This is a genomic window from Streptomyces africanus, assembly GCF_002150735.1.
Taxonomy (GTDB): Bacteria; Actinomycetota; Actinomycetes; order Streptomycetales; family Streptomycetaceae; genus Streptomyces; species Streptomyces africanus.
Window position 1 is genome coordinate 1 of record NZ_MUKA01000199.1, and the last position, 23,474, is coordinate 23,474.

21 protein-coding genes are annotated in these 23,474 nt (G+C 71.0%); 9 read left to right on the forward strand and 12 right to left on the reverse strand.

Going from position 1 to position 23,474, the window contains the following annotated elements:
• The 4 genes from CCL05_RS23205 to CCL05_RS23220 form a co-directional block, all read left to right on the forward strand.
• Window positions 1-942: pectinesterase family protein (locus CCL05_RS23205; protein ID WP_086562445.1), on the forward strand; the 942-nt coding region annotated here is incomplete at its 5' end.
• Window positions 943-1,974 (forward strand): pectinesterase family protein, encoded by a 1,032-nt coding sequence (locus tag CCL05_RS23210; RefSeq protein WP_086562411.1) that lies wholly within the window; start codon window positions 943-945, stop codon window positions 1,972-1,974. It abuts the gene before it with no gap.
• Window positions 1,967-3,226: a pectate lyase family protein gene (locus tag CCL05_RS23215; protein WP_086562412.1), complete on the forward strand. Its 1,260-nt coding sequence runs from the start codon at window positions 1,967-1,969 to the stop codon at window positions 3,224-3,226. The genes CCL05_RS23210 and CCL05_RS23215 overlap by 8 nt, the downstream gene beginning before the upstream one ends.
• On the forward strand, window positions 3,213-4,370 hold the full coding sequence (locus CCL05_RS23220; protein WP_086562413.1) for a dienelactone hydrolase family protein: 1,158 nt from the start codon (window positions 3,213-3,215) through the stop codon (window positions 4,368-4,370). The genes CCL05_RS23215 and CCL05_RS23220 overlap by 14 nt, the downstream gene beginning before the upstream one ends.
• A gap of 3 nt (window positions 4,371-4,373) precedes the next feature.
• On the opposite strand, the gene CCL05_RS23225 is transcribed toward CCL05_RS23220, so the two are convergent.
• Window positions 4,374-6,581, reverse strand: coding sequence for a glycoside hydrolase family 43 protein (locus tag CCL05_RS23225; protein ID WP_086562414.1), 2,208 nt, complete (start codon window positions 6,579-6,581; stop codon window positions 4,374-4,376).
• A gap of 256 nt (window positions 6,582-6,837) precedes the next feature.
• Between CCL05_RS23225 and CCL05_RS23230 the strand changes: the two genes are divergently transcribed.
• Entirely contained in the window at window positions 6,838-7,992 is a 1,155-nt protein-coding gene (locus tag CCL05_RS23230) for a right-handed parallel beta-helix repeat-containing protein (protein ID WP_086562415.1), read from the forward strand.
• A gap of 19 nt (window positions 7,993-8,011) precedes the next feature.
• Here CCL05_RS23230 and CCL05_RS23235 read toward each other — a convergent pair whose 3' ends face one another.
• The 5 genes from CCL05_RS23235 to CCL05_RS23255 form a co-directional block, all read right to left on the reverse strand.
• Window positions 8,012-8,935, reverse strand: a complete 924-nt coding sequence (locus tag CCL05_RS23235) for a poly(ethylene terephthalate) hydrolase family protein (protein ID WP_086562416.1) — start codon at window positions 8,933-8,935, stop codon at window positions 8,012-8,014.
• Window positions 8,936-8,954: 19 nt separating this feature from the next.
• The gene (locus CCL05_RS23240; RefSeq protein ID WP_086562417.1) at window positions 8,955-10,295 is read right to left on the reverse strand and encodes a prolyl oligopeptidase family serine peptidase; all 1,341 of its coding nucleotides are present in this window, start codon (window positions 10,293-10,295) and stop codon (window positions 8,955-8,957) included.
• A 312-nt stretch (window positions 10,296-10,607) separates the two neighbouring features.
• Window positions 10,608-11,441, reverse strand: coding sequence for a pectate lyase (locus CCL05_RS23245; protein WP_086562418.1), 834 nt, complete (start codon window positions 11,439-11,441; stop codon window positions 10,608-10,610).
• Window positions 11,442-11,525: 84 nt separating this feature from the next.
• Window positions 11,526-12,380, reverse strand: coding sequence for a hypothetical protein (locus CCL05_RS23250; protein ID WP_086562419.1), 855 nt, complete (start codon window positions 12,378-12,380; stop codon window positions 11,526-11,528).
• Window positions 12,377-12,982 (reverse strand): SigE family RNA polymerase sigma factor, encoded by a 606-nt coding sequence (locus CCL05_RS23255; protein ID WP_086562420.1) that lies wholly within the window; start codon window positions 12,980-12,982, stop codon window positions 12,377-12,379. The genes CCL05_RS23250 and CCL05_RS23255 overlap by 4 nt, the downstream gene beginning before the upstream one ends.
• Before the next feature lie 270 nt (window positions 12,983-13,252).
• Between CCL05_RS23255 and CCL05_RS23260 the strand changes: the two genes are divergently transcribed.
• Window positions 13,253-14,710: an NCS2 family permease gene (locus CCL05_RS23260; protein WP_086562421.1), complete on the forward strand. Its 1,458-nt coding sequence runs from the start codon at window positions 13,253-13,255 to the stop codon at window positions 14,708-14,710.
• 72 nt (window positions 14,711-14,782) lie between these two features.
• On the opposite strand, the gene CCL05_RS23265 is transcribed toward CCL05_RS23260, so the two are convergent.
• From CCL05_RS23265 to CCL05_RS23290, 6 genes are all read right to left on the reverse strand, one after another.
• The gene (locus CCL05_RS23265; protein ID WP_086562446.1) at window positions 14,783-16,240 is read right to left on the reverse strand and encodes a peptidoglycan D,D-transpeptidase FtsI family protein; all 1,458 of its coding nucleotides are present in this window, start codon (window positions 16,238-16,240) and stop codon (window positions 14,783-14,785) included.
• A 55-nt stretch (window positions 16,241-16,295) separates the two neighbouring features.
• On the reverse strand, window positions 16,296-16,958 hold the full coding sequence (locus CCL05_RS23270) for a response regulator transcription factor (protein WP_086562422.1): 663 nt from the start codon (window positions 16,956-16,958) through the stop codon (window positions 16,296-16,298).
• On the reverse strand, window positions 16,955-18,244 hold the full coding sequence (locus CCL05_RS23275) for a sensor histidine kinase (protein WP_086562423.1): 1,290 nt from the start codon (window positions 18,242-18,244) through the stop codon (window positions 16,955-16,957). Before CCL05_RS23275 ends, CCL05_RS23270 begins: the two co-directional genes overlap by 4 nt.
• A complete protein-coding gene (locus tag CCL05_RS23280) occupies window positions 18,241-19,248 on the reverse strand; it encodes a hypothetical protein (RefSeq protein ID WP_086562424.1) in 1,008 nt (335 codons plus the stop codon). Before CCL05_RS23280 ends, CCL05_RS23275 begins: the two co-directional genes overlap by 4 nt.
• Before the next feature lie 98 nt (window positions 19,249-19,346).
• The gene (locus CCL05_RS23285; protein WP_086562425.1) at window positions 19,347-19,817 is read right to left on the reverse strand and encodes a GNAT family N-acetyltransferase; all 471 of its coding nucleotides are present in this window, start codon (window positions 19,815-19,817) and stop codon (window positions 19,347-19,349) included.
• A 2-nt stretch (window positions 19,818-19,819) separates the two neighbouring features.
• Entirely contained in the window at window positions 19,820-20,593 is a 774-nt protein-coding gene (locus CCL05_RS23290) for an IclR family transcriptional regulator (protein ID WP_020277261.1), read from the reverse strand.
• Between the two features lie 132 nt (window positions 20,594-20,725).
• On the opposite strand from CCL05_RS23290, the gene CCL05_RS23295 reads away from it, so the two are divergent.
• The 3 genes from CCL05_RS23295 (at window position 20,726) to CCL05_RS23305 (ending at window position 23,436) form a co-directional block, all read left to right on the forward strand.
• The gene (locus CCL05_RS23295) at window positions 20,726-22,255 is read left to right on the forward strand and encodes an aldehyde dehydrogenase (NADP(+)) (RefSeq protein WP_086562426.1); all 1,530 of its coding nucleotides are present in this window, start codon (window positions 20,726-20,728) and stop codon (window positions 22,253-22,255) included.
• 98 nt (window positions 22,256-22,353) lie between these two features.
• Complete coding sequence (locus CCL05_RS23300) at window positions 22,354-22,962, forward strand: DUF1349 domain-containing protein (RefSeq protein WP_086562427.1); 609 nt, start codon at window positions 22,354-22,356, stop codon at window positions 22,960-22,962.
• Between the two features lie 3 nt (window positions 22,963-22,965).
• A complete protein-coding gene (locus tag CCL05_RS23305; RefSeq protein WP_086562428.1) occupies window positions 22,966-23,436 on the forward strand; it encodes a GNAT family N-acetyltransferase in 471 nt (156 codons plus the stop codon).
• Window positions 23,437-23,474 lie beyond the last annotated feature (38 nt).

The following is a 23,474-nucleotide window of genomic DNA, read 5'->3' on the forward strand; positions in this document are numbered from 1 at the left end:
GCCGGTGACGTCCCCACCGTCCGGGACGCCGTGGCCGCCGCGACCGGCAGCGGATACACCCTCGTCATCGCCCCGGGCGTCTACCGGCAGACCGTCGCCGTCGACCCCGGCCGTACCGAGATGACCTGGATCGGGGCGAGCGAGAACCCCCGTGACGTCGTCGTCGTGTACGACAACGCGGCCGGGACGCCCAAGCCCGGCGGCGGCACCTACGGCACGACCGGGTCCGCCACCACCACCGTGCAGGCCGACGGATTCACCGCCCGCTGGATCACCTTCGCCAACGACTGGCTGCGCGCCGACCACCCCGGCATCACCGGCACCCAGGCCGTCGCCCTCAAGGTCCAGGGCGACCGGTCGGCCTTCCACCACTGCCGGTTCCTCGGCCACCAGGACACCCTGTACGCCGACTCGATGGCGCTGGGCACCTTCGCCCGCCAGTACTTCACCCACTGCTACGCCGAGGGCGACGTCGACTTCGTCTTCGGGCGGGCGACCGCCGTCTTCGAGCAGTGCCGCTTCCGGACCCTGAACCGGACCGACCTGCCGGGTGCCCCGTACGGCTTCGTCTTCGCCCCGTCGACGGCCGCCGCCAACCCGCTCGGGTACCTGGTGACCGGGAGCCGCGTCGACAGCGAGGCCCCCGACGGCTCCTACAAGCTCGCCCGTCCCTGGGTGCCCAGCTCCGACACCACCGCCCGTCCCATGCTCACCGTCCGGGACACCTGGCTCGGCCCGGGCATCGACGCGGTCGCGCCCTACACCAACATGTCGAACGCCTATCCGTGGCAGTCGATGCGGTTCGCCGAGTACCGCAACACCGGACCGGGCGCCGCCGTCTCCGTGCCGGAGAACCGGCCCCAGCTCACCTCCCGGCAGGCCCGGTCGGCGACCCGCGCCGGCTACCTGGGCGACTGGGAGCCGTGGAAGGAGGCCTGCTGAATGCACCGGCGCACCCTGCTCACCGGAATAGCCGGCGGCCTCGTCGCCACCGGCGCAGCACCCGCCTTCGCCGCGGCCGGCCAGCCCCGCGTCCACCATGTCCGCCCCGGTGACTCCGTGCAGGCCGCCGTGGACGCCGTGGACGGTCCTGGCTGGACCGTCGTCGTGCACCCGGGGACGTACCGCGAGGTCGTCAGCGTCCCGGCTGACAAGACCGGGCTGACCCTCAGGGGCGCCACCCGGGACCCGCGTGACGTCGTCATCGTGTACGACAACGCCAACGGCACGCCCAAGCCGGACGGCTCGGGCACCTACGGCACGGCCGGCTCGGCCACCTTCACCTCGGCGGCCCCCGGGCTGACCGTCCGCGACCTGACGCTGGCCAACGACTGGCTGCGCGCCGACCACCCCGACATCACCGGCACACAGGCGGTCGCGGCGTACACGTACGGCGACCGCACCCGCTTCGAGAACGTCCGGCTCCTGGCCCACCAGGACACCCTCTTCGTCGACACGACCGCGCTCGGCGCCTTCGACCGGCAGTACTTCCGGCACTGCTACATCGAGGGCGACGTGGATTTCGTCTTCGGGCGGGCGACCGCCGTGTTCGAGCAGTGCCATTTCCGCACGCTGGCACGGGACGTGGACTTCACCCCCAAAGGCATGGTCTTCGCGCCCTCCACGGCCCGGGCGAACCCGTACGGCATCCTCGCCGTCCGCTGCCGCATCACCTCCGGCGCCGAGGACGGTGCCTACAAGCTGGCCCGCCCGTGGGTGCCGTCGTACGAGACCACGGCCTGGCCGTCGCTGGTGGTGCGGGAGACCCGGATCGGGCCGGGCATCGACGCGGTGGCCCCGTACACCAACATGCGGGAGGCCTATCCGTGGCAGTCGATGCGGTTCGCCGAGTACCGCAACACCGGGCCGGGCGCCGCCGTCTCCGTGCCGGAGAACCGGCCCCGGCTCAGTCGCGCGCAGGTCGGGCTGCACACCAAGGAGACGTACCTCGGCGACTGGCGGCCCGGTGCGTAGGGCCGCGGCGCTCCTCCTCGGTGTGTGCCTGCTCTGGCCGGCCCCTGCGGCCTCCGCCGCCGAACGCGCCCCCGTCGGCTGGGCCTCGGCCGGCTCCGGCACCACCGGCGGGGCGGGCGGCACGACCTGGACGGTGCACACCCGCGCGGAACTCAAGGAGGCGCTGGCCAATGACGGCGAGCCCACCGCGCCCAAGGTGATCCGGGTCGTCGGCGACGTCAACGGGCACGAGAGCGACGACGGTTCCCCGCTCGGCGAGCAGGACTACGCGCCCGGATACGACCTCGGCAGGTACATGTCCTGCTTCGGCGAGGACGGCGCCGTCTGGTCCGACACCCGCTTCGACTACTGCAAGCAGCAGCGGCAACTGCGCCAGACCGGCTCGAACAAGGAGAAGGCGCAGATCCAGCTCACCGTGCCGAGCAACACGACCCTCGTCGGCGTGGGCAGGGACGCCCGGCTGCTCGGGGTGTTCCTGACGGTCAACACCGGCAGCAACATCGTCGTGCGCAACCTGCGCCTGGAGGCGCCCGTCGACCACTTCACCAGCTGGTCCCCGGACGACGGCACGCGGGGCAGCTGGAACGCCCGCTTCGACGCGCTCACCGTCATCACGGGCAGAAACATCTGGATCGACCACTGCACCTTCACCGACGGCCGGTTCCCCGACCGCGAGGCACCCCTCGGATTCCACGGCGAGCGCGTGCAGCGGCACGACGGGCTGCTGGACATCGAGGACGGCTCCGACTTCGTCACGGTCTCCGACAGCCGGTTCGAGGACCACGACAAGGCGATCCTGATCGGCTCGGGCGACGGCCGCGGCGACCGGGACCGGGGGCACCTGAAAGCGACCTTCGTCCGCAACCTCTTCAGCGGCATCGTGCAGCGCGCCCCACGGGTCCGCTTCGGGCAGGTGCACGTCCTCAACAACGTCTACCGCGGCCGGGCTCCCCTGTACGCCCTGGGCGTGGGCGTGGAGTCCGCGATCTTCTCCGAGCGCAATGTGTTCCGCTTCCCGCAGCGGTCCCAGGCCGTCGCCGCCTACGGGGGCGAGCACTTCCACGACACCGGCTCCTGGTTCGACGGCCGGCCCGCCGGCCTCGACGCGGTGGCGAGCCGGCTGGGACTCACCGACGACGTCGGCTGGGACCCCGCCGACGTCTACCACTACCGCCCCCTGACGTCCCCGTCGGCCGTCGAGGGGTACGTCCTGAGCCACGCTGGAACCGGGAGGTCGTATGGGCACCCATGAGCCGCTCGGGCGGCGGACGTTCGTGGTCGGGGCCGGCACGGCGCTGCTGGCCGGGGGAGCGGTGAGCGGGGCGGAGGCAGCGGTCGTGGAGGGCCCGCTGCCCGACTTCCACCCGGCGCTGAAGGACGCCCTGACCTTCCCGCAAGCCTGGGGGAGATCCCCGGTCCGCGACTTCCGCGCCTGGCGGCGCGCCGCCCGGGCCACGGTCGAGGAGCACCTGCTCGTCGACCGGCAGGACGGGACGCCGTACGCGCCGCAGGTCAGTGGCCGTGCCCAGGGGGACGGATACACAAGGGAGTTGGTCACCGTCTCCCTCACCCGCCACGAACGCGTGCGCGGCGCCCTGCTCACCCCGCACGGCAAGGGACCCTTCCCCGCCGTGCTGCTCCTGCACGACCACGGCGCCAGGTTCGACATCGGGAAGGAGAAACTGGTCCGGCCCTGGTACGACGACACGCGTCTCGCCTCCGCCCGGGCCTGGGCGGACAAGTACTTCAGCGGGCGGTTCGTCGGCGACGAACTGGCCCGGCGCGGCTATGTGGTGCTGTGCCTGGACGCGCTCGGCTGGGGCGACCGCGGGCCGCTCGCCTACGAGCAGCAGCAGGCCCTCGCCGCCAACTTCTACAACCTCGGCTCCTCGCTCGCCGGGCTCATGGCCCGGGAGGACCAGCGGGCCGCCGCCTTCCTGGCGGGACTCGACCGGGTGGACGCCCGGCGGGTCGCGGCCGTCGGCTTCTCCATGGGCGCCTACCGCGCCTGGCAGACCGCCGCCCTCAGCGACCACATCGCGGCCGCCGCGAGTGTGTGCTGGATGACCGGCCTGAAGGAGATGATGGTGCCCGGCAACAACACGCTGCGCGGGCAGTCGGCGTACTACATGCTCCACCCGGGGCTCGCCCGGCACCTCGACATCCCCGACGTGGCGAGCATCGCCGCGCCCCGGCCGATGCTGTTCTTCAACGGCGGGCTCGACACGCTGTTCCCGGCCGAGGGCGTGCGGGTCGCGTACGACAAGCTGCGGGCCGTGTGGCGGTCGCGCCACGCCGAGGACCGGATACGGACGAAGACGTGGCCGGAGCTCGGCCACGTCTTCACCCAGGACATGCAGGACGAGGTCTTCAGCTGGCTCGACGACGTCCTGTGAGGCTCATCGCCGTACCGGCTTGACGCCCTCCAGGGTCGGCACCACCGGCTTGATGCTGCCGTCGGCCGCGAACTCCATGCGGTCGATGGTGGTCTCGCGGTGCATGCCGTCGCCGCCCGGCCTGCCGGGGCCGTTGAGGGCGAAGCGGTGGTAGACGATGTACCAGTCGTCGGTGCCGGGGGTGTTCACCACCGAGTGGTGGCCGGTGCCGAGGATGCCGTACTCGGGCCGCTTCTGGAGGATCGTCCCGCGCTTGGTCCACGGGCCGAGCGGGGACGGTCCCGTCGCGTACGCCACGTGGTAGTTCTCGCTGCGGGTGTCGTCCTCCGACCACATGAAGTAGTACGTGCCCTTCCGCTTGATCACGAAGGAGCCCTCGCGGAAGTTGTCCGGGGTGATGTCCTGCACCTTCGACGCGTCGAACGACACCATGTCGTCGTTCAGCGGCACGACGTATCCGTGGCCATTGCCCCAGTACAGGTACGCCTGGCCGTCGTCGTCCGTGAAGACCGCCGGGTCGATCATCTGGCCCTTGAGCGCCCCGCCCTTGGCGACCAGCGGCTTGCCGAGCGCGTCCTTGAAGGGGCCGGCGGGGGAGTCGGCCACTGCCACGCCGATCTGCTGCTCCGCGCAGAAGTAGAAGTAGTACTTGCCGTTCCGCTCGGCGATCGCGGGCGCCCAGGCGTTCTTGTCGGCCCAGGTCACATCGGGCCCGAGGTCGACGATGACGCCGTGGTCCTTCCAGTGGACCAGGTCCTTCGACGAGTACGCCTTGAACTTGGTGCCGCTCCAGCCCTGGAAGCCGTCCGTCGTCGGGTAGATCCAGTATCTGCCGTCGAGGTAGTGGACGTCCGGGTCGGCGTTCAGGCCGGGCAGCAGGGGGCTGCGGGTGCGGACCGCCTCGACCGTCCAGGTGCGTTTGGTGCCGTCGGCCGCCGTCACGGTGTACTTCTGCGGTGTGCGGAAGTCGCGCCGGGTCCCGGACTTCGGGCTCAGCGTGGCGCCCTCGCCGACCCACAGCTTCGGGGCGAGGCCCCGCAGTTCGGCGTTCGGCTCCATGGGGAGGACGACCTTCGAGGCGCTGTCCGTGACGATCGAGTACCCCTTCTGGTGCTGGGCCGTCGCGTCCATCACGGAGGTGGAGGTGGACGGGTAGGCCGCCAGCAGCCGGTCGTACTCCTTCTGCGTCACCGGCAGCACCGTGCCGTGCCTCGGGCTCGCCGGGAGCTGGTAGTTCGTGGACGGGGTCCACTTGCCGGAGGCGAGGTCGGTGGTCTCGAACGGGACGTAGCCGCGGCCGCCGTACTCGTCGATGAACAGGTACCACTTCTTCTCGGTGTTCGACTTGAACACCGTCGGGCCCTCACCGCGGTCCATCGCGCCCTTGCCGATGCAGTCGGCCACGAAGTCGTACTTCGTCGAGGTCAGGGACGTCGACTTCTCACCGGTGATGAACTTGGAGCAGGGGCTGGAGGAGCTGGGGTCCCGCTCGTCCTTGGTGTAGCGGTAGTACTCGTCCTTGTACTTGACGACCGTGGAGTCGATCACCGAGTAGCCCGGGTCGTTCCAGATCTTCGGCGCGCTGAAGGTGCGGAAGTCCTTGGTGGTCGCGTACATCATCTTGTTGTACGTGTTGCCCTTGTGGTCCGGGTCGTCGTCGGCGTAGAGCTTCGACGCCCAGAAGACGACGTACTCACCGAGCTCGTCGTCCCAGTAGGCCTCCGGCGCCCAGGTGTTGCCCGCGTTGTCCGGGGAGACCTTCACCAGGCGCTGGTCGGTCCAGTGGACCAGGTCGGTGGACTCCCAGACCATGATCGACTTGCTGCCGTGCCGCTGCACCTGGTCCCAGCTGCCGCTGGAGTTCTGGTACATCCGCAGGTCGGTGGCGATCAGATAGAACTTGTCGCCCTTGGGGGAGCGGATCACGAACGGGTCGCGCAGGCCCTTCTCGCCGATCGTCGACGTCAGGACCGGCTTCCCGGCGTTCAGTTCACGCCAGTGCAGCGCGTCGTTGCCCCGGCTGAGGGCGTAACGGATCTGCTCGCCGTCGGCGGTGCCCTCGCCCGTGAAGTAGGCGAAGAGATAGCCGGCGTACTGGGAGTGCTTCACGGGTGGTGCTCCGGAGTCTGCGGTGCTGGGCGGCGCCGTGAGGAGGGTCAGGAGGAGGCCGGTCAGGGCCAGGAACGGAAGCAGGAGCGTGCGGGGGCGCATGACACTTCCTGTCGGAGTCTGGGGGATTCTGTTGGATAGCGGCCTTCGGAGTTTCACCGGCCGGGAACAGTGCGTCAACGGGTGTGCGTGAGGCCGGTGGTTCCGAAACTTTCGGAGACTCGGGCCCGCCCGTGCACGTGACAGCGGCAACGGCGGCAACCCTTTGGCGGCGCGGCGGCGACTGCTGGTCGGAAACGGGTCGGAGCGGGCCCCTCCGGACCGTTTCCGTCCCCATCGCCTAGGAAAGGAACGCTCCGTGCTGCTCAGCACCGGACGCCACCGCAGGACCCGTACGCTCACCATCGCCGCCGCGGTGGTCTGTGCCTCTGGGGCGGGCGGCGTCTATCTCGGGCTCTCCGGCGGCGGCGCGCAGGCCGCCTCGTCGACGGTCACCGTCTCCAGCACGGCCCAGCTCGAAGCGGCCGTGAAGAACGCCACAGCCGGTACGGTCATCCAGGTCCGCGGCGGCACCTACTACCCGTCCGCGACCCTCAAGTCAACGGCGAACGGCACGAGTTCGGCACGCATCACCCTGCGCGCGTACGGCGCCGAGAAGGTCCGGATCGACGGCTCCGAACTGCCCGACGGCTCCTGGCTGGCCGGCATCTACGGCGACCACTGGACCGTCGAGAACCTCGCCTTCGTCAACTCCCCGGCCCAGGGCTTCGTCGCCACGTCCTCCGCCGGCGGCGTCTTCAGGAACCTCGTCACCGCGGACAACGGCGACTCCGGCTTCACTCTGCGCGGCGACGGCACCACCGGCAACCTCGTGCAGAACCTGGACAGCCACGGCAACTACGACCCGGCCGGCCACGGCCAGAACGCCGACGGCATCGCCGTCAAGTTCGGCTCGGGGACGGGCAACAGGATCACCGGCGCCCGGCTGTTCGACAACTCCGACGACGGCCTCGACCTGTGGCAGTTCTCCTCGCCGGTCACCATCGAGCACTCCTGGGCCTTCGGCAACGGCGAGAACCGCTGGAGCGACCCGGCCTTCGAGGGCAACGGCAACGGCTTCAAACTGGGCGGCGGGGGAGCGTCCGTCGCCCACGTCGTCAACAACAACGCCGCCTGGGACAACACGCTGCACGGCTTCACCGAGAACTCCAACACCGGCGCCATCACCCTGAACCGCAACACCGCCTACGCCAACGCCCAGAACGGCTTCTACTTCGCCACCGGCAAGGCCCGCCTCGGCAAGAACCTCGCCGCGAGCGACAAGGGCGGCCCCGCGAAGCTGGGCTCCGCGGCCGTCTCCGCCGGCAACAACTGGGACAGCGGCGTCGCCACCCCGCCCTTCAGGTCGACGGACGCGAACAGCGCGTACGCCGCGCGCGGGGCGGACGGCTCCCTCCCCGCGACGACGTTCCTGACGACCGGTTCCACGACCATCGGCTCGACGATGGACTAGGGCGTGTCCCTCCGACGGGTCACCGGCAGGTGTCCATCCAGCGGGTGACCAGGGCGGTGTCGTTCTTGTCGGCGTCACGAGCCGGACCGCACAGGAACGGGCCGAAGCGGGTGTCGGCACGCAGCCAGAGGCTGAAGAACGACACGATCCACTTGCCCTGCTTGGCCTTGTCGCCGTAGCCCGTCATCGGGCACAGATGGTCGCCGGGTACCTCGATGTAGAGCTTCTCGGCCCGGGACATGGAGGTGTACCAGGGCACCGCGAAGGTGTCGCCGTGGGCGACGGGGTCGCTCTGACAGGTCAGGAAGAAGGTGGGCTCGGTGACCGAGGAGAAGTTCCCGTTCGGGTGGTACGGGGCGGTCGGCACACCCGCCCGGAAGCGCGGGTCGTCCCGCAGGGCCGCCATGACGCCCCCGCCGCCCATCGAGTGACCGGCAGCGCCCAGGGTGCCGTTGAGCTTCCCCGACAGCGGGTTGCGGGGGGCCTTGCCGAGCGCGAGCAACTGGGTGCCGGCGGCGCTGATCTGGCGGCCGCGCGATTCGGGATCGTCGGTGAGTGTCTTCGTCCCGACGTTGATGACGACGAAGCCCCAGGAAGCGAGGCGGGGTGCCAGCCACTTCAGGTTCTCCTGGGTGCCCTGATAGCCCGGCATCAGCACCACGCCCGGGTAGGAGCCCCTGGCGGTCGGATACGTGACCGTGCCCGAGCCGTATCCGCTCGGGCGGGGAACGGTGTAGGTGGCGGTGGTCAGCGGCCCGGCGGCGGCCTCCAGGGAGGCGGTCGTCGGGCCCGGGATGCCGGCGGCGGTTGCCGGCGCGGCGGTGGCCGTCAGCAGGGTCAGTGCCAAGCCGATGCTGGTCGCCAGTGCGATCAGCGCCGTCAGGGGACGGGACCGGGTCGATAACGGCGCGCTGGTGCGGGTGGAACGACTGCGCGGACGCATGCTCTACCTCCAAAAGGCGCTAGCGGGACTGTGCGAAGAGCCAGTCGATGACCACGTCGTTCTCGTACGTCTGGGCCCATGACAGATGGGGGCTCACCGGTGTCGTTCCGGCCGTGTAGCTCGTGAACAGGACGTGGCTGCGCGTGGCCCGGGCCTGCCGCAGGAGGGCCCGTGACCGGGCCTCGAACTGTTCCTTCGGCAGGTCGTTGGCCCACTCCCCACGAGTGACCCGTGCACCGGCGGTCTCCAGCGCGTTCATCAGGGTCCAGGTGCCGGGGTTGCCGAACCGGCCCTCCCGGTAGGGGACGACCGGGTCGTCGACCGAGTGGTCGGCCCAGATCGGGATGTGCGTGATCCTGTCCATGGTGGCCGCGTCGCCCCAGCCGGCCGTGGGCAGGGCAGCCGCGAACATGTCGGGTCGCTCGGCCAGCAGGCTGTAGATGCCGCGACCGCCCGAGGACAGGCCGACCAGATAGAGCCGGTCGGTGTCCACGTGGCCCGCGTGCTCGCGCACGAAGGTGTCGATGAGTTCGATCAGCGCGGCCTGGACCTTCGCGTCGGTCCAGTCCGTGCCGTCGGGCCCGTCCATGGGACGGGGCAGGGGGATCTGCGGCGAGAGGACGAACGCGGGGTCGCGGTGCTGTCGTTCGGGTTTGGCGAACGTGACCGCGACCCGGTTGGACGTCAGCTGGGTCATGTTGTTGTCCGCGACTTCGCCACCGCCGTGCAGGGTGACGACGAGCGGGTACCGGGTGCGGCTCCGCGGGTTCCGCAGGAATCCCGCAGGCCGGTACAGCCGGAAGTCCAGTTCGAATCCCGCGGAGTCGGTGAAGGAACCGGCGGCGAAGTCGTCGACCACGGGAGTGATGACGTCGTCGTTCCGGTGCGCGAACGGACCGGCCTCGAGGACCGGTTCACCCGCCGGGGTGCGCACGTCCGCCACCTGTCTGACGGAATAGGCACGGTCGAGCGGAAGGGGATCGGTGGTGCCGACCGCCCGTGCGTTGGAGTCGTTCGGATCGAGCTCGATGATCAGACGGTCGGAGGTGTGGGTGTAGACCCGGGTCACCGTACGAGCCGCTGTCTGTCCGCCCACCGTGGCCCGCACCTGGAAGGCGGTGGGCGGGACCGTGGCGCCGCGTAAGTCGATGCGGTGCGCGTACTGGAGGGCGACGGCTGTCACCAGCCAGTTGTTCCTGGGCGTCACCTGCGTGAGGAGGTCCGTCCGCAGGACCGGGTTGGGTCCTGAGGCGGCTTGCTGCACTTCGGGCGGCGCTGCCGTGGCCGGTGTGCTCACGGCCGGCGCCGCGACCGCGCCCGCGGTGACGGCGAGCACCGTACGTCTGGGGATCGCTCTCATGAGTCCTCGTCTCGGTCATCGAGCTGGGGGGCGGGCCGAGGTGTTACGCGAGAGTTTCGGAGCACCACGGGATCCGTGTCCAGCATCAAACCGAGATCTGTCCATGCGATAGGCGCATCAATTCAAGAGGGTGCCCGGGCAGGTACGACGACGCCCCCGCCGATTCGCGCCGGCGGGGGCGACTGTCGGCCGTCCGGAGGGGGGCTCCGGAGGGCCGGGGCGCCGGGACGTCCGGCTGGGGGCCCGGACACCCGGCAGCCGGCCGGCCCAAGGGGGGATTCGGGCCGGCCGGAGTTCACACGTGCCGTGGCGTCACTGGTAGCTGATGTCCGAGGCCGTGAACTTGCAGGTCTTGCCGTCCGGGCCGGGCGGGGTCAGCTCCTTGGGCTCCTTGCCCGTGTTGTTGCCCTCGAAGCGCACACACGTCTTGATCTTCTTCTTGCTGTCGCCGTGGATGCGGATCTTCGACAGCGTCGCCGTGTCGCCGTAGTTGGCGTTCACGCCGACGATCGCCGTCATCGGCGCCGTCACGTCGATGTCGTTCAGCACGACCGTGCGCTTGTACTGCGTCTTGCAGTTGCCGCAGGAGCGCACCAGCTTCCCGGCGTTCTGCACCTGGAAGCCCGACACGTTCAGCGTCCCGGCGCCGTTGAACTGGAGCACCTTGTCGTCGGCGTTCTTCGCGCCGCCGCCGATCACCTTGTACACGGCCGACGACGACTTGCCCTTGAAGCTGGCCGCGTCCTCACCGACGTCCGTCCACCACACGTTCTGCAGCGTGCAGCTGCCCTTGCAGTGCACGCCGTCCGCGGCCGGGGTGCCGATGATGACGTTCTTGAGGACAGCGCCGTCGGCCAGCTCGAAGATGGGGTCCTGGCCCTCGTCCTGGCTGTCGCCGCCGAGCGCGCCGGTGCCGTAGAACATCTTCATGCCGCCGTCGCGGACACCGGAGACCGCGATGGTCTCCGACACGGGCGTCTTGCCCTTGTCCGTGGGCCAGGGGGTCGCGGCGCCCGCGGTGGACAGCATCGACGTGGTGACGATCGCCGCTCCCGTGATGCCGAACGCGGCTAACCCGGTGATCACGGCACGCCGCCTGGTGACCCGGCGGCGGTGGCGGACGCGCTGTTCTGCTGGTGCAGTCATGTACCGATTCCTCAATGGGGGGTGACTCTTGCGCCTGGTGGTCGCCACCCGCGAGGGAAGGGTTGCCGCGTCTTCAGAAATTTTTCACGAGTCGTCGTCGGTGTCGTCCACGGCCGCGAAACCGCCGCCCACGGACAGTCGCTCCGAGCCGGCGGCGGCCGTCACCGCGTAGCGGTCGGCGCCGGCGTCACGGCCGCCGCGCTCGTGGTCGAACTGGCCCGCGAACACCCACTCGCCCGCCGGGACCTCACGGCCCTCCTTCAGCGTCCAGGTGTAGACGAGGAAGCCGTCCCGCTCCGCGACCGTGAGCGTGAAGTCCTGCTCGGGCAGCGACCGCCAGGCGCCCGCGTCGGAGACCCCGCCGGTCTGGGCGACGCTCAACCGCACGGTCAGCGCGGTCAGTTCCGTGCGCGTCTTGATCGTGACGTTGCTCTGCGCCCAGAAGTCGTTGCTGTGCGGGTCGACCGAGCCGTCCGACCACAGCGGCCCGTCCTCGGTGGCGGCCGGCGGGCGCCCGGTGACGGAGGTGCTCGGCGTCCGCGAGGGCGGCGGAGCGGACTCGCGGCGCTCCGGCGTAGCGGACGGCGTGGGATCCACCGGCGGCGCGGGGGCCCGGCTCGTCGCCTCCGGCGACGGCGTGGACGTGGGCGTCGGCGAGGTCACCACGTCCCGCTGCTGCGGGGTGGCGGTCTCCTCCTTCACCGCGGACGCGACCGCGTAACCGCCCACCGCCAGCACACCCGCCACCGCGGCCGTCGCACCGGCCACCCGCATCCACCCGAACACCGGCGGACGCGTCGCCCGGTGGCCGGAGCCGGCCGGACCGGCCATACCGCGCTCGACCCGGGCCAGGATGTGCTCCCGGTCGGGCTCGTGCGTCCCGGCCGCCTCGTGCAGCCGGGCGCGCAGCTCCTCGTGCACGTCCCGCCGCATGGTCATCGGTCCCTTCCTCCGCCCTCACCGGTGCGCGCCCGCAAGCTTTCCACGGCCGGCGAGCAACGGGGAACGCCCACCGCCGCGTGCATCCGCTGCGGCACTCCCTGTGTGCCCAGCAACCGCTGGAGTTCGGCCATTCCCTTGGAGGTCTGGCTCTTCACCGTACCCACCGAGACGCCGAGGGCCAGCGCGGTGTCCTTCTCCGACAGGTCGAAGGCGTGCCGCAGCACCACACAGGCCCGCTTGCGGAACGGCAGCCTGCGCAACGCCTCCTGGACGTCGACGACGCCCGCGACGTCCGGGTTCTCGGTGTTCTCCTCGCGCTGCGACCAGAACAGGGCGATGCGCCGCCGCTCCCGCACGGCGCTGCGGATCCGGGTGCGGGCCAGGTTGGCGACCACACCGCGCGCGTACGCCGCCGGATGGTCGGCCGCGCGCACCCGGTCCCAGCGGTGCCACAGCGCCAGCAACGCGTCCGCCGCCAGATCGTCGGCGGTGTCCGACTCGCCCGTCAGCAGATAGGCCAGGCGGGACAGTTCGGCGTAGTGACGCTCGAAGAAGGCGTGGAACTCCACGGAGGCGGCGTCGTCGACGACTGTGCCCACGGGCGACCTCTCCTCGCAGCGGCTTCGGGCACCCCCGGGCTGGGGCGCCTGTGCGTGTCATGTAGATGACATGTGATCATCCGGGGGAGGCCCGGACGAGATCGGGAAGCGTAGCAGCGTTCTCAGGACGGTTCGTACGGAGCTTCGAACGGCGTATGGCGGGCCGGACTCTGATTCCGTAACACGAAGAAAACCTGAATGTGGTTCAACGCGGGAACAATCCAGCCAGCATCCGCACACCGATCACCCAGGCACCGAGGAGCACTCGCCATGTCCGAATCGCAGAAGGTGGCCGACCGGTCCGACGCCGCACCACCGGCGGTGAACAGCGTCGACCGGTTCTTCAAGATCTCCGAGCGGGGGTCCACCTTCGGCCGTGAGATACGCGGCGGCTTCGCCACGTTCTTCACGATGGCCTACATCCTTGTCCTGAATCCCATCATCCTGGGCAGCGCCAAGGACAAGTTCGGGCACCAGCTGGACGCCGTCCAGCTCACCACCGCCACCGCCCTGGTGGCCGCGGTCATGACGATCATCATGGGCGTGGGCGGCAATCTGCCCCTCGCCCTCGCCGCCGGACTCGGCCTGAACGCCGTGGTCGCCTTCCAGATCGCCCCGCTGATGAGCTGGGACGACGCGATGGGCCTCATCGTCCTCGAAGGCCTGCTGATCTGCGTGCTGGTGGTGACCGGTCTGCGCGAGGCCGTCATGCACGCCATACCCCAGCCGCTCAAGCAGGCGATCAGCGTCGGCATCGGCCTGTTCATCGCCTTCATCGGCTTCGTCGACGCCGGGTTCGTCAGCCGCATCCCGGACGCCGCCAACACCACCGTGCCGGTTCAGCTGGGCGGCACGGGAACCCTCACCGGCTGGCCGATTCTCGTCTTCTGCCTCGGCGTCCTGCTGACGATCGGCCTGCTCGCCCGCAAGGTCAAGGGCGCCATCCTGATCAGCATCGTCACCATGACGGCACTGGCGATAGTGATCAACTCCATAGCCGACATCAAGTCCTGGGGCCTGACCACACCGTCCTGGCCCGACAAGCTCGTCGACGCCCCCGACTTCGGACTCATCGGCCACTTCGACCTGTTCGGGGCCTTCAGCGCCCCCGGTGTCGGGGTCATCACCGTCGTCCTGCTGGTCTTCACCCTGATCCTGTCCGACTTCTTCGACACCATGGGCACGGTCGTCGGCATCAGCGCCGAGGCGGGCCTGCTCGACGAGGAGGGCAAGGTCCCGAACCTCGGCCGGGTGCTGCTGATCGACGGTGCCGCGGCGGTCGCGGGCGGCGCGGCCTCGGCCTCCTCGGCGACCTCCTACATCGAGTCGGCGGCCGGCGTCGGCGAGGGCTCGCGCACCGGCTTCTCGAACCTCGTCACCGGCGGCCTGTTCGGCCTCGCGCTGTTCCTGACCCCGCTGCTGACCATCGTCCCGCTCCAGGCCGCCGCCCCGGCCCTGGTCGCCGTCGGCTTCCTGATGATGACCCAGGTCAAGCACATCGACTGGGACCGCTACGACATCGCCATCCCGGCGTTCCTCACCATCGCGGTGATGCCGTTCACCTACTCCATCACCAACGGCATCGGCGCCGGATTCCTCGCCTACGTCGTGATCAAGACCGTGCTCGGCAAGGCCAGGGAGATCCACTGGCTGCTGTGGGGGACCTCGGTGCTGTTCCTCGTGTACTTCGCGATCGACCCGGTCGAGCAGCTCCTGGGAGCCAAGTAGCGCGAAGGGCCGCCCCCGGGGGGAAGGGGGCGGCCCGTCTGTCTGTAGAGACGGCTTTCACGCGGCCGGGGTTCAGTCCTTCAGCGCCGCTTCCATCATCGCCCTGGCGACCGGCGCCGCCAGGCCGTTGCCGCTGACCTCCGAGCGGGCCGCGTTCGACTGCTCGACGACGACCGCCACGGCGACCTCCTTGCCCGACGAGCCGGACTTCCCGTACGAGGTGAACCAGGCGTACGGCACCTGGCTGTTGTTCTCGCCGTGCTGCGCCGTACCCGTCTTGCCGCCCACCGTCGCGCCCGGGACCTGGGCGTTCGTGCCCGTGCCCTTCTCCACGACCGTCTGCATCGCCGACTGCAACTGCTCGGCCGTCGAGGAGGAGACGATCTCCTCCGAGCCCGCCTCGTCGTCGTAGTCCTGCAACACATCACCACCGCTGTTGGTGATCTGCGACACCATATGCGGCGATACCAGCTTGCCGCCGTTGGCTATGGTCGCCGACACCATGGCCATCTGCAGCGGCGTCGCGGTGACGTCGAACTGGCCGATGCCCGTCAGGGCCGTCTGCGACGGGTACATGTCCGAGGGGTACACGCTCGGGTAGGCCCGGACCGGCACGTCCAGCTTGTCGTCGTTGAAGCCGAACTTCTCGGCCATCGCCTTCACCTTGTCCTGGCCCAGCTGGACGGCCATCTTCGCGAAGACGTTGTTGCACGAGTACTCCAGCGCCGTACGGATCGTGGCGTTCGTACAGGGCGCGTTCGGGTTCTCGTTCGACAGGTCCCGGGTCGTGTCCGGCAGCCGGTACGGGTCGGGGCTGGCGGTCTTCTCGTCCACCGACGAGTACAGCCCGTCCTCCAGTGCGGCCGCCGCCACGACCAGCTTGAACGTCGAACCCGGCGGCAGCGGCTGCCGCAACGCACGGTTGACCAGCGGCTTCTCCGGGTCGGCCGTGAGTTTCTTCCAGGCCGCCCCCGCGGTGTTGGCGTCGGTCAGCGACGAGGGGTCGTACGACGGGGTCGACACGACCGCGAGGATCTTCCCGGTCTTCGGGTCGATGGCGACGGCCCCGCCCTTCTTGTCGCCGAGCGCGTCGTACGCCGCCTGCTGCACGTCCGGGTCGATCGTCGTCACCACGTTGCCCGGGTCGGCCCGTTGATTGGTGATGGTGTCCATCACGGACTTCAGACGGCTGTCCGTGCCGTTGAGGAGGTCGGTGTAGATGCCCTCCAGCTGGGTCGGGGCGTACGCCTGCGAGGCGAAGCCCGTCACCGCCGCGTACAGCTCGCCGTCCCTGTACGTGCGCTTGTACTTGAGGTCGCTGCCCTTCGTCGAGGCCGAGCCGGTGACCGACCGGCCGCCCACGATGATGTTCCCGAGCGGCGCCGAGTACGTCGCGATCGCGGTCCGCCGGTTGTCCTTGTCGTCTGCGAGCGCCCGGCCCTCGTAGAACTGCACCCAGGTCGCCCTGACCAGCAGAGCGAACACCAGCAGCAGCGTGAAGACCGAGGCGCGCCTGATCGTCTTGTTCATCCCGAACATGAGGACGAGCCAGGCGGGGTGGATCGTTCCCACCCGTCCGGTTTTCTCATCCGGCGTTCAGAAATGCCGCCTCGTACGCGGCGATGACCGCCTGCGTACGGTCCCGGGTGCCCGTCTTGGCCAGGACCGCCGCCACGTGCGACTTCACCGTGGCGGGGCCGACCTCCATCCGCCGGGCGATCTCCGCGTTGGTCAGCCCCTCCGCCATGTGCCGCAGCACCTCCCGCTCGCGTCCCGTGAGCTTCGCCGCCCACTCCGGCGGCGCCGGGTGCGCGCGTGCGTGCTCGGTCGCGAGGGTGCGGACGGCCGCCGGGAACAGCAGGCTGTCGCTGCGCGCCACCAGCCGGACCGCCTGCACGAGCGCGTCGGCGTCCGCCCGCTTCAGCAGGAACCCGGCGGCTCCCGCGCGCAGCGCGTCGTACACGTAGGAGTCGTTCTCGAACGTCGTCACGACGACGATCCGGGGCGGCTCGTCCACAGTGGCCAGGATCTGCTCGGTGGCGCGGATGCCGTCGACCTCCGGCATGCGGACGTCCATGAGGACGACGTCCGGCCGCAGGTCCCGGACGACCGACACGGCCTCGGCACCGGTGGCCGCCTCACCCACCACCTCCAGGTCCGGCTCGGCGGAGAGGATGGCGCGCAGCGCGGTGCGCACCATGCGCTCGTCGTCGGCGAGGACGACACGGATGGGGGCGGGGCGGGTCATGCGGGTCCTTTCATCGGCAGACGTACGTGCAACCGCCAGCTCTCACCGGCCGGTCCGGACGAACCGGCGACCGGTCCGGCCGTCATGGTCCCGCCCAGCAGCCTGACCCGGTCAGCGATGCCGCGCAGCCCGTGGCCGCCGCCGGGGCGGGAGGACGCGGGAGCGGTGACCGTGGCGGGGCCGGTCACCGGATTCTCCACGGTGATCTCCAGCTCCCCGCCCGCCCCCTCGATCCGCACGTCCACGGCGACCCGCTCGCCGGCGTGCCTGAGGGCGTTGCTCAGCCCCTCCTGCACGATCCGGTAGCCCTCCCGGGACAGCAGCGCAGGCAGCACCTCCAGATCGGTGCCGACCGTGGCGGTCACGCGCTGCCCGCCCGCCCGGGTGCGGCGCAGCAGCCCGTCGAGGTCGGCCCCGAGGGTCGGCGCCGGAGCCGTGCCCGGGGCATCGCCCTCGCGCAACACGCCCAGCACGGCGTCGAGTTCGCCGACGGTGCGCCGGGTGGTGTCCTCGATCGCGGCGAGGGCCTCGCGGACGAACTGCGGGTCGGAGTCGAGGACGCGGCGCGCCGCGCTCGCCTGGAGACCGACCGCGCTCAGCGCGTGGCCGACGGAGTCGTGCAGCTCCCGCGCCAGCCGGTTGCGTACGGCCAGGTCGGCGGCGCGTGCCTCGGCGGCCGCGAGCCGGCCCTCGGGAGACGGGCCGAGCAGCGCGGGCGCCCAGCGGGCCAGCAGCGCGCCGCCGCCGGCCGCGCAACCCGCCAGGGCGACGAGCATCGCCGCGCCCGCGACCGGCGCGAGCGCCAACACCCAGGCGTGGTCGAGGACTTCGGGCAGCCCGAGCCGGGTGCCGCCCAGTCCCGCGACGACCGGCAGCGCGATCAGCACGGCGGCGAACGGCGGCACGGCCAGCGACATCCCGGCGATGATCCCGCCGAACCCGAGATGCAGGGTGAACCAGCCCGCCGTACGGCCCTTCTCGCCCCGCGTCCGCGCCGGCCCGAAGGCGAGCCGGTCCGTGTCGACACCGCACAGCCAGCGCACGGCGGCGGCCTCCAGCGGCCGGGTCAGCGGGAACAGGGACGTGACGGCGGCGAGCGGCAACCCCACGCCGAAGGAGGCGAGCTGGAGGGGAAAGGACCCGAAGACGTCCGTGCCGCCGGTGGCCGGAGCGATGATCACCGAACCGACCAGGACGTACGGCATGGCGAGCGCGCCGCCGAGGATCAGATGCACCCAGCGCAGCCGGGCCCGCCGGCCGAACAGGGCCCGGGCGGCCTGTCTCACGCTGTCCGCCGCGCGGCCCTGGCCGAGCGCTCGGCGAAGGAGTAGACGCCGATGGCGGCGACGAGGAAGCCGACGAGCATCTGCCCAGCGTAGGCGAGGCTCATCAGCGGCGTCGGACGGTCGGCGATGTCCTCGACGCCACCGAGGGAGGCGAGCGACAGCCAGCCGCCCCAGCAGGCCACGGCGCCCGAACCGGCCCAGGCCAGGCCGAGCGGCACGGCCACGGGCAGCACCCGGCCCCGCCGGAAGGCCAGCAGGAAGCCGCCGGCGACGGCCGCGAGGAGGAACACCACGAACACCGCTTCCAGGACGTGGAAGTCACCGCCCCGGTCCGCCGCCCGGCCCTCGCTCAGCCCCGCCGTGCCGCCGCAGGCCCACAGCACGTGCAGGGCGAGCGGCAGCAGGGCGAGCACGCCGGCCGCGACGGCGAGGGCACGGTGGGCCGGCCCCACGAGACCCACGGGCAGCTCCCACACCCGCCCGCGCCACAGGTGCCCCCAGCGATCGCGGGCGTAGAGCGCGAACAGGGCGCCCAGGGCGAGCCCTTGGAGGATGAACCCCGCGTACACGACGGTGAACACCCACTCGTCCAGGAAGGCGTCCCGCCCCGCAGACTCCGCGCCCCCTCCGCCGAACGCCCTCACGACCAGCTGCGCCGGGAACCCGGCCATGATCGGCGCGAGCAGCCCGGTGGCGACCCACACGGGGAACGCGAGCAGCCACGCGGGCACCCGCAGCCCCCACGGCCGGGTCAGCACCAGCGCCAGCACGATCACCGCGCTGTCCAGCAGCACGGAGACGCCGTTGACCACGGCCATGCCCACCCGGTCGTCGAGCAGCCCGCTCCCCTCCGGGATACCGACGTGGCTCCCGGCGATCCAGGCGGCCTTGAGCCCGAGGTACGGCAGGCAGGAGAGGACGGCGACGGCACGCAGGACGCGCCGGGGGCGGCTGAGAGGGACGGCGGGGCCGTCGACGGCGGCGGGAGCGAGGGACCGCGCCATACGAGGTGACTGCGTCATGCGCTCAGGCTCCCGCGCGGCGTGCCGGCGGCACCTCCTGCACGACGACGATCCGCCTCCGCCGGACGGGGGAGGACGGCTCAGCCCTCCAGGATCAGTACCGTCTCCTCGATCTCCGCACCCCGCGCGCTCGCGTACCCGCTGGCCGTGGCGACGGCACGGAAGCCGCACTTGTCCAGGACGCGCAGCGAGCCCGCGTTGTCCGACGCCGCCCGTGCGTACAGGGGACGCTCGGGCACTTCCGTCAGCAGCGCCCGCAGGGCCGCCGTGGCGATGCCCTTCCCCCAGTACGCGCGGTCGACCCAGTACGTCACCTCGCGTTCGCCCACCACGCCGTACACCGCCGCACTGCCGACCACGTCACCGTCGGCCAGGACGGTCCGCACCACGTCGGACGAGGAGCGGATCCTGGCCCAGTGGGCGTCGAAGGCGTCCCGGTCGGCCGGGTCCTTGGGGACGAAGGCCGCCATGTGCAGAGCCTCGGGGTCGTTCATCTGCCGGAAGAAGACCGGCAGATCGCTGTCGTGGACCTCGCGCAGCTCGACGTTCATGCCTAGAGCCTACGGGTGGCCAGGGTCAGCCGGTCCCGCGCGTCGAACAGCGCGTCCTTCACCAGCTGTTCGTGCGCCGGCGTGAGCCGCGCCACCGGCACCGAGCAGCTGATCGCGTCCCGCGCCGGCGTGCGGTACGGGATGGCCACGCCGAAGCAGCGCAGCCCCAGCGTGTTCTCCTCGCGGTCCACGGCGAAGCCCTGCTCCCGGACCTGGGCCAGCTCCTCGATCAGCTTCTCGCGGTCGGTGATCGTGTTCTCGGTCAGCGCGGGCAGGGTCTCCGGGAGCATCTTGCGGACCTGCTCGTCCGAGTAGGTGCTCAGCAGCGCCTTGCCGAGGGACGTGGAGTGCGCGGGCAGGCGGCGGCCGACCCGAGTGAAGGGACGCAGGTAGTGCTGCGACTGGCGGGTCGCGAGGTAGACGACGTTCGTGCCGTCGAGGCGGGCCAGGTGGATCGTCTCGGTCGTGTCGTCCGAGAGCCGGTCCAGGGTCGGGCGGGCCGCCGCCACGACCTCGTCGCCGTCGATGTAGGAGGTGCCGACCAGCAGGGCCCGCACCCCGATGCCGTACCGCGTGCCCGTCGCGTCCGTCTCCACCCAGCCCAGCTCGACGAGCGTGCGCAGCAGCATGTAGAGACTGGACTTGGGGTATCCGACGGCCTCCTGGACCGCCGCGAGGGAGTGCATACCGGGACGCCCGGCGAAGTATTCGAGCAGTTCAACCGTTCGTACCGCGGACTTGACCTGCGCCCCGCCGCCCGTCTCGCCAGCCGACATCGCCCTTGACCCCTTCGTTCGACGGGAAATAGTCTCCACAGCATATTCATCATCGGAGACAGCGTTCAGTATATCGAACGTCCCTGGTGAATGACCCAGTACTGCGGCATTACATGTGTGGAGGGACCCGCGGTGGCAGCAGCACCAGTCTGGAGTGTCGACCCCCGAACCGGGAAGCAGCGTGAACAGGTTGCGGTGGAGGCCACAGCCCAGGAGGTGGACGCCGCCGTCCGTGCCGCGCACGAGGCGCGTGACGCGCTCGCGGACCGCACCGTCCGCGCGGCCTTCCTGCGCAGCGCCGCCGAGGAGCTCCAGGCGGCCAAGGACGGTCTCGTCGAGACCGCCGACGCCGAGACCGCGCTCGGCCCGGTCCGGCTGACCGGCGAGCTCGCCCGCACCTGCTACCAGCTGCGGGCCTTCGCCGACATCGTCGACGAGGGCGCCTTCCTCGACGTCGTCATCAACCACCCCGACGACACCGCGACCCCGCCGATCCCGGACCTGCGCCGCTACAAGGTGCCCCTCGGCGTCGTCGCCGTCTACTCGGCCTCCAACTTCCCCTTCGCGTTCTCCGTCGCCGGCGGCGACACCGCGAGCGCCCTCGCGGCCGGCTGCCCGGTCGTGGTCAAGGCGCACCCGGACCACCCGGCTCTGTCCGAGTACGTCGCGAAGGTGCTGCGCCGCGCCGCCGCCCGGCACGACATCCCCGAGGGTGTCGTCGGGCTGGTGCACGGCTTCGAGGCGGGCATCGAGCTGATCAAGCACCCGCTGGTCGCGGCGGCCGGCTTCACCGGTTCCGTGCGGGGTGGGCGTGCGCTGTTCGACGCGGCCGCCGCGCGTCCCGTGCCGATCCCCTTCCACGGCGAGCTGGGCTCGCTGAACCCGGTCGTCGTCACCGAGGCCGCCGCCGCCGAGCGGGCCGAGGCGATCGGTGCGGGCCTCGCCGGCTCGATGACGCTCGGCGTCGGGCAGTTCTGTGTGAAGCCGGGCCTCGTCCTCGCGCCGTCCGGCGCCGCCGGTGACGCCCTGCTGAAGTCGCTGACCGACGCCGTCAGCGACACCGACGCCGGGGTCCTGCTCGACCACCGGATGCGCGACAACTTCGTGGCCGGTGTCGCCGAGCGGGCCGAACTGCCCGACGTCGACTCCCCGGTCACGCCCGGCGCGGGCGGCGAGCACACCGTCAGCGCGGGTTTCCTCACGGTGCCGGCGAGCAGGCTGGCGGCGGAGGGCGAGCACGACCTGCTCCTGGAGGAGTGCTTCGGGCCGGTCACCGTGGTGGCCCGCTACGAGGACGAGGCCGAGGTGAAGGCCGTGCTGTCGCGGCTGCCGGGCAACCTCACGGCGACGGTGCAGCTGTCCGAGGAGGAGACCGCGGGCGAGGGCCGGGGCGCGGAGCTTCTGCAGGAGCTGACGCCGCTGGCCGGGCGCGTGCTGGTGAACGGGTGGCCGACGGGGGTCGCCGTCGCGCCGGCTCAGCATCACGGTGGGCCTTACCCGGCGACGACGTCTACGTCCACGTCGGTGGGCGGTACGGCGATCGAGCGGTGGTTGCGGCCGGTTGTCTATCAGAACGCTCCTGAGGCGCTGCTTCCGGCGGAGCTGCGGGACGAGAACCCCCTGGGGCTGCCTCGTAGGTTCAACGGGCGTTTGGAGCGGTAGCGCCGTTGGGGTGCGGTGAGCTTCGGGGTGCCGGTTGAGTGTGGTTGATCGCGCAGTTCCCCGCGCCCCTTGAGGTCGGACCTGGAAGACTGCGTTGGATGGATCTGGAACTTCCCGAACTTCCTTTCGCCCTGCGCACATATGGGCCCGAGGCCCACTGGTCCTATGAGGACGGGGTGCTGAGCGGGTGGGCCGGGGCTCGGCAGGATCGGTTTGTGCCGCCCACCGGGGAGGGGCTGGACCCCGCCTCCGACGCGCCGCGGCTGCTGGGGGCGCCCGAAGGGGACTTCCAGCTGCTCGCCCGGGTCACGGTCGGGTTCGGTGCGGCCTTCGACGCCGGGGTGCTCTACGTCCATGTCGGCGAGCGCGCCTGGGCCAAGCTCTGTCTGGAGTACTCCCCGGACGTGCCCACCGTCTGCACGGTGGTCACCCGGGGGCACTCCGACGACGCCAACTCCTTCGCCGTCGACGGCAGTTCCGTCTGGCTCCGGGTGAGCCGCACCGGCCGCGCCTTCGCCTTCCACGCCTCCCGCGACGGCGAACGGTGGACCTTCGTCCGCCTCTTCACCCTCGGCGACGAGAAGGAGACGGGCGCGGCCCTGATCGGCTTCATGACCCAGTCGCCGATGGGGGAGGGCTGCGTGGTGACGTACGACCACATCGAGTTCAGGCCGCACTGGCCGAACGACCTGCGCGACGGCAGCTGAGGCATGGCCGTGATCCGTGCCGTCCTGCCCGACGAGGTGGCGGACGCCGTCGCCCTGCACGCGCGGGCCCGGGCGACGTACTACCCCGACGGGCTGCCGCAGGACGGCACGAACTGGCTCGCCGCCTGGCGCAGCGCCCTCGTGCGACCGGACGGCCAGGTGCTGTGCGTCGTCGAGGAGGGCCGCATGATCGGCCTGGCTTCCTTCCGCACCCCCGAGGGCGCCCCGGCGGACACGGTGAAGCTGTTCCAGTTCCACGTCGACCCCGGCCACTGGCGCCGCGGCGTCGGCAGCGCCCTGCACACGGCCTGCGTCGAGGCATGGACCTCCGACGGCAAGCGCACGGCCGTTCTCGAGGTGCACGTCGGCAACCGGCGGGCGCAGCTTTTCTACCGGCGGCACGGGTGGGTGCCGGAACCGGCCGGGCCGGGGGATCGCCACCTGACGATGCGGCTCCCCCTGACCGCGGAATGAACCCGGCTGCTTGAACGTTCACCAACTCGGCGGAGGGA

Bases quoted from the DNA above. Each gene is read 5' to 3' on its own strand.
- CCL05_RS23210 (WP_086562411.1), top strand. From the start codon at position 943: ATGCACCGGCGCACCCTGCTCACCGGAATAGCCGGCGGCCTCGTCGCC.
- CCL05_RS23220 (WP_086562413.1), top strand. From the start codon at position 3,213: ATGGGCACCCATGAGCCGCTCGGGCGGCGGACGTTCGTGGTCGGGGCC.
- CCL05_RS23225 (WP_086562414.1), bottom strand. From the start codon at position 6,581: ATGCGCCCCCGCACGCTCCTGCTTCCGTTCCTGGCCCTGACCGGCCTC.
- CCL05_RS23235 (WP_086562416.1), bottom strand. From the start codon at position 8,935: ATGCGTCCGCGCAGTCGTTCCACCCGCACCAGCGCGCCGTTATCGACC.
- CCL05_RS23240 (WP_086562417.1), bottom strand. From the start codon at position 10,295: ATGAGAGCGATCCCCAGACGTACGGTGCTCGCCGTCACCGCGGGCGCG.
- CCL05_RS23245 (WP_086562418.1), bottom strand. From the start codon at position 11,441: ATGACTGCACCAGCAGAACAGCGCGTCCGCCACCGCCGCCGGGTCACC.
- CCL05_RS23250 (WP_086562419.1), bottom strand. From the start codon at position 12,380: ATGACCATGCGGCGGGACGTGCACGAGGAGCTGCGCGCCCGGCTGCAC.
- CCL05_RS23260 (WP_086562421.1), top strand. From the start codon at position 13,253: ATGTCCGAATCGCAGAAGGTGGCCGACCGGTCCGACGCCGCACCACCG.
- CCL05_RS23265 (WP_086562446.1), bottom strand. From the start codon at position 16,240: ATGAACAAGACGATCAGGCGCGCCTCGGTCTTCACGCTGCTGCTGGTG.
- CCL05_RS23270 (WP_086562422.1), bottom strand. From the start codon at position 16,958: ATGACCCGCCCCGCCCCCATCCGTGTCGTCCTCGCCGACGACGAGCGC.
- CCL05_RS23280 (WP_086562424.1), bottom strand. From the start codon at position 19,248: ATGGCGCGGTCCCTCGCTCCCGCCGCCGTCGACGGCCCCGCCGTCCCT.
- CCL05_RS23285 (WP_086562425.1), bottom strand. From the start codon at position 19,817: ATGAACGTCGAGCTGCGCGAGGTCCACGACAGCGATCTGCCGGTCTTC.
- CCL05_RS23290 (WP_020277261.1), bottom strand. From the start codon at position 20,593: ATGTCGGCTGGCGAGACGGGCGGCGGGGCGCAGGTCAAGTCCGCGGTA.
- CCL05_RS23300 (WP_086562427.1), top strand. From the start codon at position 22,354: ATGGATCTGGAACTTCCCGAACTTCCTTTCGCCCTGCGCACATATGGG.
- CCL05_RS23305 (WP_086562428.1), top strand. From the start codon at position 22,966: ATGGCCGTGATCCGTGCCGTCCTGCCCGACGAGGTGGCGGACGCCGTC.